The organism is Streptomyces sp. RKND-216 (assembly GCF_004795255.1).
Lineage (GTDB): Bacteria > Actinomycetota > Actinomycetes > Streptomycetales > Streptomycetaceae > Streptomyces > Streptomyces hazeniae.
In genome coordinates this window covers 313,178-327,466 of sequence record NZ_SSBQ01000002.1, presented here as the reverse complement: position 1 = coordinate 327,466, position 14,289 = coordinate 313,178, and the positions used below count along the sequence as shown (strand labels likewise).

General features: G+C 73.6%; 16 protein-coding genes. 6 read left to right on the top strand and 10 right to left on the bottom strand.

What is annotated here, in order from left to right:
- Nucleotides 1–101 precede the first annotated feature (101 nt).
- From E4198_RS01650 to E4198_RS01635, 4 genes are read left to right on the top strand one after another with little or no spacing between them, the layout of a single operon-like run.
- A complete protein-coding gene (locus tag E4198_RS01650) occupies nucleotides 102–935 on the top strand; it encodes a SigB/SigF/SigG family RNA polymerase sigma factor (RefSeq protein WP_037788936.1) in 834 nt (277 codons plus the stop codon).
- A 52-nt stretch (nucleotides 936–987) separates the two neighbouring features.
- Nucleotides 988–2,091, top strand: coding sequence for an NAD-dependent epimerase/dehydratase family protein (locus E4198_RS01645; RefSeq protein ID WP_136181547.1), 1,104 nt, complete (start codon nucleotides 988–990; stop codon nucleotides 2,089–2,091).
- A 39-nt stretch (nucleotides 2,092–2,130) separates the two neighbouring features.
- Nucleotides 2,131–2,787, top strand: coding sequence for a HemK2/MTQ2 family protein methyltransferase (locus tag E4198_RS01640; RefSeq protein WP_136181546.1), 657 nt, complete (start codon nucleotides 2,131–2,133; stop codon nucleotides 2,785–2,787).
- A gap of 25 nt (nucleotides 2,788–2,812) precedes the next feature.
- Nucleotides 2,813–3,094 carry a CDGSH iron-sulfur domain-containing protein gene (locus E4198_RS01635; RefSeq protein WP_210732761.1) on the top strand — a complete coding sequence of 94 codons (282 nt, stop codon included), beginning with the start codon at nucleotides 2,813–2,815 and terminating at the stop codon, nucleotides 3,092–3,094.
- A gap of 10 nt (nucleotides 3,095–3,104) precedes the next feature.
- Here the strand turns inward: E4198_RS01635 and E4198_RS01630 are convergent, their stop codons facing one another.
- The 5 genes from E4198_RS01630 to ligD form a co-directional block, all read right to left on the bottom strand.
- The gene (locus E4198_RS01630) at nucleotides 3,105–4,169 is read right to left on the bottom strand and encodes an iron-containing redox enzyme family protein (protein ID WP_136181544.1); all 1,065 of its coding nucleotides are present in this window, start codon (nucleotides 4,167–4,169) and stop codon (nucleotides 3,105–3,107) included.
- Nucleotides 4,166–5,392: a glutamate--cysteine ligase gene (locus tag E4198_RS01625; RefSeq protein WP_210732760.1), complete on the bottom strand. Its 1,227-nt coding sequence runs from the start codon at nucleotides 5,390–5,392 to the stop codon at nucleotides 4,166–4,168. Before E4198_RS01625 ends, E4198_RS01630 begins: the two co-directional genes overlap by 4 nt.
- A gap of 3 nt (nucleotides 5,393–5,395) precedes the next feature.
- The gene (locus E4198_RS01620; protein ID WP_136185119.1) at nucleotides 5,396–6,355 is read right to left on the bottom strand and encodes a TIGR03557 family F420-dependent LLM class oxidoreductase; all 960 of its coding nucleotides are present in this window, start codon (nucleotides 6,353–6,355) and stop codon (nucleotides 5,396–5,398) included.
- A 248-nt stretch (nucleotides 6,356–6,603) separates the two neighbouring features.
- Nucleotides 6,604–6,882, bottom strand: a complete 279-nt coding sequence (locus tag E4198_RS01615) for a hypothetical protein (RefSeq protein ID WP_136181543.1) — start codon at nucleotides 6,880–6,882, stop codon at nucleotides 6,604–6,606.
- Between the two features lie 73 nt (nucleotides 6,883–6,955).
- Nucleotides 6,956–7,978, bottom strand: coding sequence for a non-homologous end-joining DNA ligase (gene ligD / locus E4198_RS01610; RefSeq protein WP_136181542.1), 1,023 nt, complete (start codon nucleotides 7,976–7,978; stop codon nucleotides 6,956–6,958).
- Between the two features lie 240 nt (nucleotides 7,979–8,218).
- Here ligD and E4198_RS01605 point away from each other — a divergent pair, with 240 nt between their 5' ends.
- Nucleotides 8,219–8,647 carry a PGPGW domain-containing protein gene (locus E4198_RS01605; protein WP_136185118.1) on the top strand — a complete coding sequence of 143 codons (429 nt, stop codon included), beginning with the start codon at nucleotides 8,219–8,221 and terminating at the stop codon, nucleotides 8,645–8,647.
- Between the two features lie 77 nt (nucleotides 8,648–8,724).
- On the opposite strand, the gene E4198_RS01600 is transcribed toward E4198_RS01605, so the two are convergent.
- A complete protein-coding gene (locus E4198_RS01600) occupies nucleotides 8,725–9,087 on the bottom strand; it encodes a DUF6479 family protein (protein WP_027762293.1) in 363 nt (120 codons plus the stop codon).
- Between the two features lie 66 nt (nucleotides 9,088–9,153).
- Nucleotides 9,154–10,032 carry a polysaccharide pyruvyl transferase family protein gene (locus E4198_RS01595; RefSeq protein WP_136181541.1) on the bottom strand — a complete coding sequence of 293 codons (879 nt, stop codon included), beginning with the start codon at nucleotides 10,030–10,032 and terminating at the stop codon, nucleotides 9,154–9,156.
- A 242-nt stretch (nucleotides 10,033–10,274) separates the two neighbouring features.
- On the opposite strand from E4198_RS01595, the gene E4198_RS24740 reads away from it, so the two are divergent.
- Nucleotides 10,275–10,448, top strand: a complete 174-nt coding sequence (locus E4198_RS24740) for a hypothetical protein (protein ID WP_168711347.1) — start codon at nucleotides 10,275–10,277, stop codon at nucleotides 10,446–10,448.
- A 70-nt stretch (nucleotides 10,449–10,518) separates the two neighbouring features.
- Here the strand turns inward: E4198_RS24740 and E4198_RS01590 are convergent, their stop codons facing one another.
- The 3 genes from E4198_RS01590 to E4198_RS01580 form a co-directional block, all read right to left on the bottom strand.
- Entirely contained in the window at nucleotides 10,519–10,932 is a 414-nt protein-coding gene (locus tag E4198_RS01590; protein WP_136181540.1) for a universal stress protein, read from the bottom strand.
- The gene (locus E4198_RS01585) at nucleotides 10,929–12,488 is read right to left on the bottom strand and encodes an APC family permease (RefSeq protein ID WP_136181539.1); all 1,560 of its coding nucleotides are present in this window, start codon (nucleotides 12,486–12,488) and stop codon (nucleotides 10,929–10,931) included. The genes E4198_RS01590 and E4198_RS01585 overlap by 4 nt, the downstream gene beginning before the upstream one ends.
- A 76-nt stretch (nucleotides 12,489–12,564) precedes the next feature.
- A complete protein-coding gene (locus E4198_RS01580) occupies nucleotides 12,565–13,788 on the bottom strand; it encodes a saccharopine dehydrogenase C-terminal domain-containing protein (protein ID WP_136181538.1) in 1,224 nt (407 codons plus the stop codon).
- Nucleotides 13,789–14,289: the final 501 nt, after the last annotated feature.

The window sequence follows — 14,289 nt, the reverse complement described above, 5'->3', positions numbered from 1 at the left end:
CGGGAGGGCACGGCCGAGGGCCGTGAACACCCCGGACGCATCTGGTCCGGCTCCCGCGGTGACCGCTCGAACACGCAGCAGCGAACCGGGAGAGCGCCGCCATGAGCACCACCACCCCCTTCCGCACCAAGCGTGCCCGCCACCCGCACGACGACGCCCCGGACACCCGGGACGCGTTCGTCCGTATCGCCGCGCTGCCGGACGGACCGGAGAAGGAGGAGCTCCGGCAGGACGTCGTCCAGGTCTGGATCCCCATGGCCCACCGCCTCGCCGGGCGCTACCGCAACCGGGGCGAGGCGCTGGAGGACCTCCAGCAGATCGCCGCCCTGGGACTCGTCAAGGCCGTCGCCGGCTACGACCCGGCCCGCGGCACCGCCTTCGAGAGCTACGCCGTGCCCACCATCGTGGGCGAGATCAAGCGTCACTTCCGCGACCACACCTGGGACCTGCACGTGCCACGGCGGGTCCAGCAGCTGCGCACCCAGGTGCGGGCCAGCCGCCGCGAGCTGAACCTCACTCTCGGTGGTCGCTCTCCGACGGTCGCCGAGATCGCCGAGCACAGCCGGCTGAGCGAGGAGGACGTGCTCCTCGGCATGGAGGCGCTGGACTCCTACAGCGCCCTGTCCCTGGACGCGGAGCTGTCGGCCGCGGAGGACGGCTACTCGCTCCAGGACACCCTCGGCGTCTTCGAGGCGGGTTTCGACCTGGTGGTGTACCGCGAGGCGGTGAAACCGCAGCTCTCCCTGCTGCCGGAACGCGAACGCCGCATCCTCTACCTGCGGTTCTTCTGCGACATGACGCAGAGCCGCATCGCCGAGGAACTGGGCATCTCCCAGATGCACGTCTCCCGGCTCATCCACCGCACCTGCGAACGCATACACCAGAAGGTCGACGCCGAACGCCGGAGGGAGCGCACCCCCGCGTCCGCGGGCTGACCGGTGTCCGGCCGGGGGTGGAACCGAGACGGAAAGCGAGGGAGAGCGCCTCATGAACGCGGTCCCAGCCCGTCCCAGCGAGGGGCATACGGTCGTCATCGTCGGCGCGACGGGCAACCTGGGCACCAGCATCGTTCGCGCCGCAGCGGAGGACGAGCGGGTGGCGCAGGTGATCGGCGTCGCCCGCCGGCTCCCGAACTGGAGCCCGCCCAGGACACGGTGGCTGAGCTGCGACATCACCCGCGAGGACGCCGAGCCGGAACTGGCCGAGGTGTTCCGCTCCGCGGACGTCGTGGTCCACCTCGCCTGGCTCTTCCAGCCGACCCACCGACCCGCCCTGACGTGGCGCACCAACGTCCTGGGCGCGATGCGCGTCTTCCGCGCAGCCGCCGAGGTCGGTGTGTCCGGGCTGGTGTACGCCTCGTCCGTGGGCGCGTACTCGCCGCGGCCCGCGCACGATCCGCTGCGCCGGGTGGACGAGTCGTGGCCCACGCACGGCTGGCCCGAGGCCGCGTACACCCGCGAGAAGGCCTACCTGGAGCGCTACCTGGACGCCTACGAGCAGAAGTTCCCGTGGATCCGCGTGGTGCGGATGCGGCCCGCGTTCCTCTTCAAGCAGGAGTCCGCCTCCGAGCAGCGCCGCCTGTTCGCCGGACCGCTGCTGCCGAACCTCCTGGTGCGCAGCGGGAACGTGCCGGTGATACCGGACGTCAGCGGGCTCAGCATGCAGTTCCTGCACACCGACGACGCCGCCGAAGCGTTCCTGGACGCCGTCACCAGCACCGTGCGCGGACCGTACAACCTCGCCTCCGAGCCGGTCATCGACGCGAAGGTATTGGCCCGGACGCTGAACGGGCGCATCGTGCGGATCCCCGCCGGCGCCGTGCGGACGGCGATCCGCGCGGCCTGGCTCACCCGCCTGCTCCCCGCCTCCCCACAGCTCTTCGACGCCGCCCTGCAACTGCCGCTGATGGACTGGGGCCGGGCCCACGAGGACTTCGGCTGGACCCCGCGGCGCACCAGCACGGAGGCGCTGCAGGAGTTCCTCCTGGGCCTGCGCACCAGCAGCGGCATGAACACCCCGCCCCTGACGTCGCGGCTGCCGCGCGGGGGCCGGGCCCGCGAGCTGGCCACCCGCCTCGCGGCCAGGCCCTGAACACCGTTTCGGCGGGGAAGCCGGAGGTACCCGATCCCGGTGTTCTTGCTGAAGCCTCCCGGGGTCTACCGGCCCCAAGGCGACTCCTTCCTCCTGCGAGAGGCGCTGCTCGCCGCGCCGCCACCGGCCGGCGGGCGCGTGCTGGACCTGGGCACGGGTACCGGCATGCTCGCGCTGGCGGCGGCCGGAACGGGAGCGTCGCGGGTGTGGGCGGTGGACAGTTCCTACCGCGCGGTGCTGACCGCCCGGTGCAACGCCCTTCTGCGGGGTCTGCGGGTCCGCGTCACACGCGGCGACCTGCGCCGCCGCCTTCCGGCAGGGCCGTTCGACCTGGTGACGGCGAACCCGCCGTACGTGCCCTGCGCCGACGCGGGCGAGGCGTGCGGCCGGGCGCGGGCGTGGGACGCGGGGCTCGACGGCAGGCGCTACCTGGACCCGCTGTGCCGCCGGGCGCCCGCGTTGCTGGCCCCGGGCGGCAGTCTGCTGCTGGTGCACTCCGTGCTGTGCAGCCTGCCGACGACGGTGCGCCTGCTCCGCGAGGGCGGTCTGGGGGCCTCGGTGGTCGCCCGGCGACGGCAGCCCTTCGGCCCGGTGCTCGGCTCCCGTGCCTCCTGGCTGGAGGAACGCGGCCTCATCGCCCCCGGCCAGACGCAGGAGGAACTGGTGGTGATCCGTGCCCGGCGCGTCGCCGGATGAGCCGGCAGGGACCGACGGCCGGCGGGTGGGCGCCGCGCAACCGGAGAACGGTCCGCCGCCTTCGCGGAGGGACGCCCGCCGGGTCGTCGTCGACCCCGGCGGGCCGGTGCTGGTCGAAGGCCCCGTGGAGATCGAGCTGCCGGACGGTCGCATCGCTCGCTCCGACCGGTTCATGGTCGCCGTGTGCGCCTGCCGCCGCAGCCGCTCCTACCCCTGGTGCGACACCAGCCACCGTAGGCGTACCTCGGAGGCCCGCAGCAGCCGCGGCGGGGCGGCGCCCCGGCATGGCCGGGACGGAGGGGGCTGACCGCGTCGTCTCACCCCGGAGGCCGGCGCAGCGACGACGCGCCGCGTTCCCACGCGCACAGCAGATGCGCCGCCAGGTCGTCCTCCACCAGCGCCGTCGCCTGCATGCCGAGTACCAGGCCACCGGCCAGCGACGGCTCACGGGCCAGCAGGTCCGCCACCACCTCGTGTCGCATCACCTGCTCGTGCACCGCGTCCGCCTCGATGTGCTCGGCGTAGAAGTGCACGCAGGCGGGCGCGGCACCCATCCGATCCAGGGCCCGCACCATGCGGCGGGCGCTCGGCGCCGTGGTGATCTCGGCCGTGGCGAAGTGCCCCACCAGGGCACCGCGCAGACCGCGGTGCAGCCCGAACAGCGACATCATGTTGACCACCGCGAGTGCCTGCGCGGGCACCGCGTGCAGATAGTGCAGGTAGCCGTCGTCCAGCCCGGCACCGGCCATCAGGTCCGCGTAGAGGCGGGAGTGCATCCGGTCGCCGCGCCCGCCGCCGAACTCGTCGAACTCCACGGCGACCAGGCCGGCTTTGGCACGGCCCTCCAGCCGAGGCACGGCCCAGGCGTGCGGGTCGGCTTCCTTCAGATGGTAGATGGAGCGGTGCACCAAGAACTCCCGCATCTGCGTCCAGGTGCCGTGCTCCGCGAGGTGGTGCGAGACGCCGGAGCCGTGCAGCGGCTCCACCAGCAGGGCGTCCAGCTCGGCATCGATCGCGGCCGCGTCCTCGCCGCCCGCGGCGCGACCGCGCAGCGCGTCCAGGAAGAGGCGCTCCAGGCGGGCCCGGAAGCCCAGCAGGCCGGCGTCCCATTCCCAGCCGTCGTCCACACCCCGCCAACCGCGGTAGTGCAGTTCGTACGCCGTCTGCAGGGCCAGGTGCAGGTCTTCGCCGAACGGGTCGGTGTCCGCGCCGGTGGGAGAGGGCCAGTGGCGCACCGTGCCCGGTGGCTGCCGCAGCGCCGCCAGGACGGCGTCCGACAGCGGGCCGCGCGGGTCCGGCAGACCGGCCGGGCCGTCCCGCCGGCTCCGCGCTCCTGCCGTGCCGTTCGCGGTGCTCGCTCCCGTCCTCGAGGTGGCCGTCATGGCGGGTGCTCCTCTCCCCGTGCACCCACCGGGGCGGGCGCGGACGGGTCGGTGTCCTGGTCGTCTGCGGGTGACGGCGCGCCCGCGGCCGGACGCAGAGCGTCCGCGGCCAGCGCGCGCACGGCCGCGGCCGGGTCGTCCGGGCCAGCCGCCCGCTGCCGCTCGGCTCCCGTACCGACGGCCGCCAGCCGGGCCAGGACCTCCTGCACGAGGCCCAGATCGCCGGCCGCCTCCAGGGCGGGCCGTGTCCGGCGCAGCAGCGTCCGCACCATCGACGTGGCGGGCACCGGGATCCCCCGCCACGGGTCCACGGCCGGGCCGCGCAGGCCGTACCGGGCCGCCGACCACACCGCGGCCGCCGCGACCTGCTCACCGACCGCGTGTTCGCCGGCCGTCGGCCGGCCGGCTTCGCGGCCCGCCGTGAGGTCGTCCAGCGCGGTGTGCACCAGTGCGCGCGACAACGCGGCCTGGAGCAGCGCCTCGTCGACGGTGGCCGCCGCGTCGGCCGTGCGGAACTCGACGGTGGGGAATCGCAGCGAGGGCCGGGCGAGCCAGAAAGTCATCTGCGGGTCGGCCAGCACTCCGCAGTCGACCAGGCGCGCGACCTCCGCCTCCTGCGCGGCCGCCGACGGGAACACCGGCGGCACCCCGGAGCCGGGGAAGGCCCGCTGCTCCAGCATGCGCCGACTCGCGTAGCCGGTGTCCCGCCCGTAGCGGTAGGGGGAGTTCACGGATAGCGCGAGCAGGGTGGGCAGCCAGGGACGCAGGTGGTTCACCACGGCCACCGCCGTGTCGCGGTCCGGGATTCCCACGTGCACGTGGCAGCCGCACACCTGGTAGTCGGCCACCACGTCGGCGTAGAGCGCGGTGATCTGTTCGAAACGCTCGCCCCGCGTCGTCGGCACCCGGCCGGTGGAGAGCGGTGGAGTGGCCGACGGCAGCAGCAGCGCACCGCTGGCGTGCGCCGCTCCGGCCAGCGCCCGGCGCCCGTTGGCCAACTGGACGCCCAGTTCGGCGAGTCCGGTGCAGACCCCGGACGCCCCCTCGACCTGGCTGGTCAGCAGTTCCGGCTTGTAGACGGTGCGGTCGTCCGCCGCGCGGTCCTGCTCCGCGCGCTCCAGCACCCGGCCGGCGTACGGCACGGGCGTTCCGTCGGCGGGGTGGACGAGGAGGAACTCCTCTTCCACGCCGAGGGTGCGCACGGGGGTCGGGGTCGCCGTCACGGCCTACTCCGCGAGCCGCGGGAGCACCTTGGTGCGGTAGAAGTCGAAGAAGCCGCGCAGGTCGTGACCGATCTGGTTCACGTGCACCGCCCCGAAGCCGGCGTCCCGGTAGGCGGCGAGCGCCCGCACGTGCTCGTCCGGGTCGTCGCCGAGTGGCATTCCCGAATCGCGTACCTGTGCCTCGGTGACGAGCTGCCCGGCCTGCGCGAAGTGTGCCGGGGTGGGCAGCACCTGCCCCAGTTCGCCGGGCAGGAACATGTTCGCCCACCGTTCCCGCACGGTGGCGGCGGCACGGTCGCGGTCGGTGTCGTAGCAGACCTTGGTGCCGCCGACGGCCGTCTTCTGTCCGCCGCCGCCCCGGCGGAAGCGTGCCACGGCCTCCGCGTCGGGCTCCATGGTGATGAAGCCGTCGCCGATCCGCATTGCCAGCTCCTCCGCCGCCGGCCCGAACGCGGACACGTCGATCGGTACGGCCTGCTCCGGCACGTCGTACAGACGGGCGTTCTCCACCGTGTAGTGCTTGCCGTAGTGGCTGACCTGCGTGCCGGTCATGAGCTGCCGGATGACGCCGACGGCCTCCTCCAGCATCTCCAGTCGGACCGACGCCTCCGGCCACACCGTTCCCAGCACGTGCTCGTTCAGCGCCTCACCGCTGCCGACGCCGAGCCGGAAGCGGTGCTCTCCCAGCAGCACGGCCGACGTGGCCGCCGCCTGCGCCACCACCACCGGATGGGTGCGCACGGTGGGGCAGGTGACTGCCGTCTGCACGGGCAGCGAGGTGACCTCGGCCAGTGCGCCGATCACCGACCAGACGAAGGGGGAGTGGCCCTGCACGTCGGTCCACGGGTGGAAGTGGTCGGAGATCCACAGTGAGGTGAACCCGGCCTGCTCGGCCATTCTGGCCTGTTCCAGCAGCTCCCGCGGCCCGTGGTCCTCGCAGGCAAGGAAGTAGCCGTACGTCATGTCGCGCGCCGGCGCGCTCGCCTCACTCATGGCAGCCGGGTAACCGTGGGCGGGAGCCGGAAAACCGGCTCCCGCCCACGGGACGTCGGGCCGCCGTCAGCCGGTCGGCTCCACCCGGCCGTGCGGGGACAGTCCGCGGCCCCGCCCGCCGAGGGGGCGGAGAGCCGCTGCGGTCGTCGGGCAGAGGCAGGGGCTGCGCAGGACCGGCCCGGTGCGAAATGCCCGGCTGGGGGCTCGGCCCGGCGGCGTCAGGACCGCCCGTCACCCTCGGGCCGGCCGGACTCCCTCGGCGTCCCGCGCGGCGGCGCAGCGCCACCGGAGGAGGGCTCACGCCCTGCCTCCAGCTGCGCCAGCCGTGCCGTCAGGAGGTCCAGTACGGGCGCACGCGACGCGTGTCCGCGTTCGTACGCCAGCAGCCGCTCGAGGTCCGCGGCGGAGAGCGACCGGGCGCGGTGCGCGATGTCGCCGAGGGAGAGGGCGGGGTAGTCCGGCGTGGGAGGACGACCGGACGAGGTCTGGTCGGTCATGCCTGCCGGGTCACCGACGGCGGTGGGCCGAAACCGCCCGGTCGGCCGCCGGTCGCGCCGCGGCCGTCCGTCTTCAGCGGGAGGGGCCCGGCTCCTCGCGCACCACCTCGGACGGGTTCTTGTCGGCGCGCAGACCGACGAACCGCGGGTGCCGCAGCATCCCGTCCCGTGTCCACTCCGTGAACGCCACCTGAGCGACCAGCTCCGGCTCCACCCAGTGCGCCCCGCGCTCGCCCACCGCGTCGGCGAACGGCGAACGCGAACGAGTCAGACCGTCCAGCCGCGCCCGCAGCGATGCCAGTGCCGCCCGGTCCCAGCCGGTGCCGACCTTCCCGGCGTAGCGCAGCCGTCCGTCCGCGTGGTAGCCCAGCAGCAGCGCGCCGAAGCCGACACGACCGCCCGACGGCTCGGTGAATCCGCCCACCACGAACTCCTGGCCCCTGCTGCACTTCAGCTTCAGCCAGTCCGGCGACCGTCGACCCGTCTGGTAGCGGCCCTGCGCGCGCTTGGCGACAAGCCCTTCCCAGCCCCAGCCGCACGCCCGGTCCAGCAGCTCCTGCCCGCCCGCGTTGCGGTGCGGTGTCTGCCGCAGCGGCGGCCCGAAGACGAAAGCCCGTCGCAGCAGCGCCTTCCGCGCGCGCAGCGGCAGCCCGGTGGTGCGCACGCCGTCCAGCGCCAGAAGGTCGAACAGGCAGTACGTCACCTCGACACCGGTCGCACGGGCACGCCGTGGGTCGCTGATCTGCATGCGCCGCTGCAGCCGAGCGAAGTCCGTTCGCCGACCGGTGAACGCGACGATCTCGCCGTCGACGCTGAAGTCCTCGCAGTCCTGCTCTTCCAGGACGTCCACCAGCTCCGGGTACGTACGGTTCATCACCTGGCCGGTGCGGGACAGCAGCCGCACACGGCCGCGCTCGCGCACCGCGAGGGCCCGCACTCCGTCCAGCTTCCGCTCGAAGATCCATCCCGCGCCGAAGTCGCGGCGATCGCTCGGCCGCGCCAGCATGGGAGCGGCGGGCGGTACGCCGTCCGCCAGCGGCGCCAGCAGCCGCCGCTGGTCGGCCGGCAGCAACTCCAGCAGGCCGGTACGGCCCATCGTCCACCTCCCGGTGTGCCCCTCCACTGTGCCCCGGGGCCGGTCGGCCCGCACACGGCCGCGCCGGGCCGGGGCGGCCACCTGCGCAACTGCGGGCGGTGATCATGTGCGACGCCGCGTCGGGCGCACGATGCGGCAGCGGCTACGGTGTACAGCCGAACACGACGGCAGACGGCCGTCGCACGGGGCGACGATGGAGCGAACGAGAACGTGGCGAAAGACGACAACCCGCACCCGCTGATGCGCGGGATACTGGCCCTCCTGGGCGGACTGCTTGTCGCGGTGGGCATCGCGCTGCTGGTGCTGCCGGGACCCGGTCTCCTGCTGGTCTTCGCCGGCATGGTGCTGCTGGCGCGCGCCGTCCCGTCTCTGCACCGGCACGTGGCGCCGGTGCGCGCCCGCGCCATGCAGGCGGCCGAGGACAGCGTCTCCTCGAAGTGGCGGATCGCCGGCTCGGTCGTGGTGGGGCTCGGTCTCCTCGGCGGCGGCGTGGCGTGGGGCCTGCTGGAACGCCTGCCGTTCAGCGGCTGGAGCACCGGGGGAAGCCTGATCGTCTCCGGCATCGTGCTCTTCGTGCTGCTGATCTGGAGCCACCGCCGACTGCGCGCCGAACGCGAGGCGGCGGCCGTCGGCAGCGCACCGGGAACCCAGCCGCCCGCAGGAGCCTAGTGCTGTGGCCGCACGCTGCCGCCGGGCGGCAGCGTGCGGAAGGCCGGGCGCAGGCGGCGAGCCGGGGCGGGGCGACCTCAGGTGTGTCCGGGGCCGCCGCTGTGGAAGCCTCCGCTGCTCCCGGGGTCCCAGCGCCTGCGCTTGACCTCGCCCTCCTCCTCGGACTCCGACACCGTGTAGCCGCTGTCGGAGACCTCGTACGGGTACCTGCGCCGTCCGTCGCGCGGCATCTCCGACGGGCTGGTGCGCCCCTCCTGGTATCCCTTCGGGGCGCCGGGGGCGGGGGTGCCGGCCTCGGAGGCACGCGAGTCGCCGCGTCGGCGCTGCCGCATGCCGATGCCCACCAGCAGGATCAGGGCGCCCACCACGAGCAGCCCGATCACCAGCGGTGCGATGCCGATGAGGTGATCGCGTCCCAGCTCCGCCAGCTGCGCGTCCATGCCCTGTGCGTACATGGCGACCGGGTTCCACGAGTGCGGCGCCTTACGCGCGACGATTCGGGCCGGTCACGGGGATGGATACCGCGCCGGCCGCCGGGCGCGGAAGTCGCGGCCGCGTTCGGCGGCCAGCTCCCGGCCCCGCCCCAGGCACCACGCCCACCAGTGGTCCAGTAGCCGCGGTGTGACGTCCTCCGGGTGCAGCACCGCCGGCCATCGGCACACGCGGGCCTGGGCCGACACTGTCCCGCCGCCGTCGACCGGGTCGACGGCCAGCGCGGGCACGCCGGACCGCAGGGCGAGCACCAGGCCGTGCAGCCGATCCGTGACCACCACGTCGAGGCGTTCCAGCACCGACAGGTACTGCCCGCAGGTCGCGCTGCGCCGCCAGTCGCGGGCGTCCAGCCGCGTGTCGAGTTCCAGGCGTGCGCAGTTCTTGCCGCACATCCACGAGGTGAGCGCCTCCGCCACCGCGTCGTCCCGCACCCCCGTGCCGCACTCCCGGCGCCCTCCGGAGAGGACCACCCCGGCCACCGGCACCGGCTTCTCCGCCGGTGCGGACGCGGCCAGGTCGACGCGGCCGCGGAGGGTCCCCGGCCCGTCCCGGCTCATCACCCGGTGGAAGCCGCTCAGCGCCGGATCGGCCGGGTCCACGGTGGAGACGCCCAGCGCGACCCGGAAGCAGTGCGCGAACCGCTCGTGCAGGGCGGCGATCTGCTCCCCGGCCACCGGTCCGCACACGAACAGCAGGCGGCTGTAGCGCTGCGGGTCGGCGTCGTCCAGTGACACCGCCTGCGAGCGGAGGCCGGGGCTCCACGCCACGTCGTAGGAGGCGCCCGCCAGTTTCAGCCGCGCCTCCACGTGACGCAGTGCCAATACGTCACCCGCGGTGGCCTCGCCCCGGGGGAAGCTGAACCATCCGGTGACCAGCGTCCTTCCGCCGCTCACTGGAGGATCGCCCGAGCCAGGGAGTCGGCTGCGACGGCGGACGGGCCCGGCGCGCGGCGCGGACCGGGGTCCGGGTTCTGCTCGCTCATGGGGGTCGGGTACGCACCTGGCCGCGCCTCAAACGGCCGGGCGCTGTTCCGGCGCCCCCACGCTCATCCGTGGGACGGGGGCGGGAGTCGGGGGAGACGAGGATCACCCGGAGGCACGGAGTCGCGCACCGGCACCTGGGTACTCGCCCCGCCGTGAGCCACGACGAAGATCAGCAGATGACCCCCGACCTGCCCCCGCCCGTCGAAGCGCCCGAGCTGTGGCGCCCGCAGGGCGGGGACGACGACGAGGAGGAGACGGGCACCAGGCCGCCGGACCCGGAGCACGGGCCCGGCGACGACACCGGCACCGGCGAACCTCCGGACTGACCTCCGGACCGGGTGCGCGGGCCCGCCCCTCGGCTGCCCGCCCTGCGTCGGCCGTCCGCTCGTCCCCTCGTCAGCCCGTCGGCACGCAGAGCACCGGCACGTCCGACAGGTGCAGCAGCTTGTGCGGGGTGGAGCCGAGCAGCGCGCCGCGGATCGGGCTCTCGCCCCAGCTCCCCACCACGATGACGCGTGCCCCGTGCCGGTTCGCCGCTTCGATCAGCGCCTGCGCGGGCTTCTCGTCGATGATTTCGACGGCCGTGGGCACGCCTGCCGTCGCCGCGGTCTGCACCGCGTGGTTCAGCGCGGTGCGGCCCGCCTGCCGGAGCGCCTCGTGGTGGGTGCGGTACTCCTCGCCGGTGCCGCCCGGTGCGGCGGCGCCGTACACCAGCACCAGCAGCTCCCCGAAGGCGGCCGACACCTCGATGGCGACCCGCAGTGCCCGTTCCGCACCGGGCGACTCGTCGTATCCCAGCACCACCGTCATCGCGGCGGCTCCTTTCCCCGTCCGGCCCGATGGCCGTGGCCGGTTTCGCGGTGCGGCACCAGCGCCGGGTCCACCACGCCCGGGCGCTCCGCCCAGAACCGTGTCGCCTGCAGCCGCCACACCAGCATCAGCACCACGCCCGCCAGGGCGATGGCGATGCCGATGACCAGCGGCGGTCCGAGACCGAACCAGGACTCGCCGCTGTAGGAGTTCGCCGGGTCGGACATGTCCCTCACCGATTCCACCAGCAGCCACGCGAGCAGCGCGGCGCCGACCAGCGGCCCGACGCCGATCAGCAGCAGATTGCGGACGCTGCGCGTCAGCTCGCGCCGGTAGTACACCGCGCAGGCCACGCCGGTCAGCGCGTAGTAGAAGGCGATCAGCAGCGACAGCGCGGTGAGCGAGTCGAACAGGGCGTTGGCGCTGATCTGGTTGAGCACCAGGTACCAGACGATCGCGATCCCGGCGACCCACCAGGTGCTCACGTCGGGGGTGCGGAAGCGGGGGCTGATGTGTCCGTAGTGCCGGGGGACGGCCTGCCGGCGGGCCATCGACAGCGCGGTGCGCGACGCCGGGATGATCGTCGTCTGGGTGGAGGCGATCGCGGACGTCGACACGGCCAGCAGCAGCACCCAGTCCCAGCCGCCGAGCACCTCGCCGGCCAGCAGAGCGAAGAGGAACTCCTCCTCGGCTGCGTTCTCCGACAGGAACGCCACGCCCGAGTAGGCGACCACCGCGAAGCCCACCGACACATACGTCACCAGCAGCACGATCGTCGACCAGACGCCCGCCTTGCCGGGCGCGCTGACGGAGTCCTCGGTTTCCTCGGTGAGATTGACCGCCGACTCCCAGCCCCAGTAGATGAACACCCCCAGCAGCAGCCCGCCGGTCAGTGCCGCACCGCCCTCACCGAACGGGTTGAGCCACTCGACATCCGGTGTCGTCGAGCCCAGCGTGCCGGTGTCGGCATACACCCGGTAGATCGCGACGACGGCGAACACCAGCAGGAACGCGACCTGCGCGAGGATCAGCACGTTCTGCACCCGTGCGGAGGCCTCGGTGCCGATCACACACACCGCCGTCATCACCAGGATCAGCAGCACGGCCAGCAGCTGCCGCCACAGATCGCTCTCGGCCAGGCTGTCCAGGCCGAAGGCGAGCAACCCGAACGACACCGCCACGTCCGCCAGCGATCCGACGACCAGCACGCCGGTCATCATGATCGCCCAGCCGCCCAGCCAGCCCGCCCACGGGCCCATGGCGCGGGTCACCCAGGAGAACGTGGTGCCGCAGTCCTGGTCGATGCGGTTGAGGAAGTAGAACGCCGACGCGATGAGCAGCATCGGCACGAACGACGCCAGCATCACACCCGGCGCGTAGATGCCCACCAGCGCCACGACCGGACCGATCACCGCCGCGATCGAATAGGCCGGGGAGGTCGAGTTCAGCCCGATGACCAGCGCGTCGACGAAGCCGATCGCGTTGGGTTTCAGGCTCGGACCGCCACCCTCGCCACGCCCGGGCCCGGTCCGTTCGTCCGCGATCCTGTCGGCCATGGTCCCTCGCTCTGTCGTGCGGCGGGGCGGTCGCCTGTCCCGGAGGAATTCTGCCCTCCCGCGTGCCCCGTGAACCTCACTGCTCCCGCATGCCCCAGGGGGAGCCGTACGCGGTGAGCTTGTCCAGGAAGGGGCGCGCGGGCAGTGCCTCGGGTCCCAGGACGCCCGCTCCCGTCCACACCCCCTCGGCCATCAGCTCCAGAGCCACCACGGGGTTGACGGCGGTCTGCCAGACGACGGCCTGCGAGCCGTAGGCGCTCATCGACCACTGGTTGTCGACCACGTGGTAGAGGTACACCTCGCGCGGGCGGCCGTCCCGGACACCCTTCACCCAGGTGCCCGCGCACGTCTTGCCGTGCATGCGGTCACCCAGCGTCGCGGGGTCGGGGAGGCAGGCCGCCACCACGTCGCGCGGCGAGACCCGGGCCGTCCCGCCGCCCTCCGCCGCGACCGTCACCGGCTCGGTGCGGTCCAGGCCGATCAGGTGCAGCGTCCTGAGGGTGTCGATGAACTCCCGGCCCAGCCCGTACTTGAAGGTGACCCGCCGGGCCTTCACCCACCGGGGCACCAGCAGCACTTCCTCGTGCTCCACGTTGACGCATTCGACTTCACCGATCCCCTCGGGGAAGTCGAACACCTCCGGATCGCTGAACGGCGGGGTGGTGAACCAGCCGCGCCCGTCCTCGTAGACCACCGGCGGATTCAGGCACTCCTCGATCGTGGTCCAGATGCTGAACGACGGGGCGAAGTCGTATCCGTCGACGGCGAGGTTCGCGCCGTCCCGCACGCCGATCTCCTCGATCTCGTCGAACAGCTCATCCGCGGCGTAACGGGCGAAGACGTCCGACAGGCCCGGTTCCACCCCCATCCCGACCAGCGCCAGCCGCCCCGCCCGCTCCCACGCGCCGGCCCGTTCGAACTGCGCGTCGCCCAGCTTCACCCCGCACTCCTCGTGCGGACGCTCCGGGTGCGGCCGGGACAGCGACATCGCCATGTCCAGGTAGTGCGCCCCCGCGTCCAGTGCCGCCCCGAAGAGCGGCATGACGAATCGCGGGTCGGTCGCGTTGAGCAGCACGTCGCACCGGTGCCGCTCCAGCAGCGCCCGCACGGCCGCCTCGTCCGAGGCGTCCACGCGCTCCGCGGTGAACCGCCCCCGGGCCTCGCCCAGCGCCTCCACGGCCGCGTCGGCCCGCGCCGGGTCGTAGTCCGCCACCACCATGTGGTCGAAGAAGTCCCGCCGGGCGGCGATACGGGTGATCGCCGTACCCACGCCCCCGGCCCCCACGAGCAGCACCCGCACCTCGGCCTCACCTCTCCCGCCGGCTCGTCCGTCGTCCGGCGCGCTCGCCCGGCCGCCGTCGGCCGGTCCGCTTCCAACGTAGGCGCACCCGGCCGTCCCGTCCTGTTCGGCGGACGATCGACGGAGACCGAGGGGACCAGCCATGGACGTCGCTCACGGGAAGCGTCACAGGCACCGCACGCCCGGTTCCGTCACGGGCGGGCCGCGCCAGCCCGGCCCGGCGCAGGACACGAGCGAGGTCGGCGCCGTAGGCGCCGGTCCCCTCCACCCCGACCGCGGCCACGGTGCCGAAGGAGGACAGTCATGCCGTCAGCTGCCGATATCCCCGACCCGTAGCGGGAAACCCCGGGTCGGCCAGGTGTCGGCCGATCCGGTCGACCACCGCCGCATGGTGGGTCTCACCGTGAGTGTCCACACCGCCTGTGACTTCCAGGTCCTGGTCCGTCATGCTGGTCACTGCCGTCCTTCCGCTGAACCGTTCGGGGCGGCACGCGCTGGCCG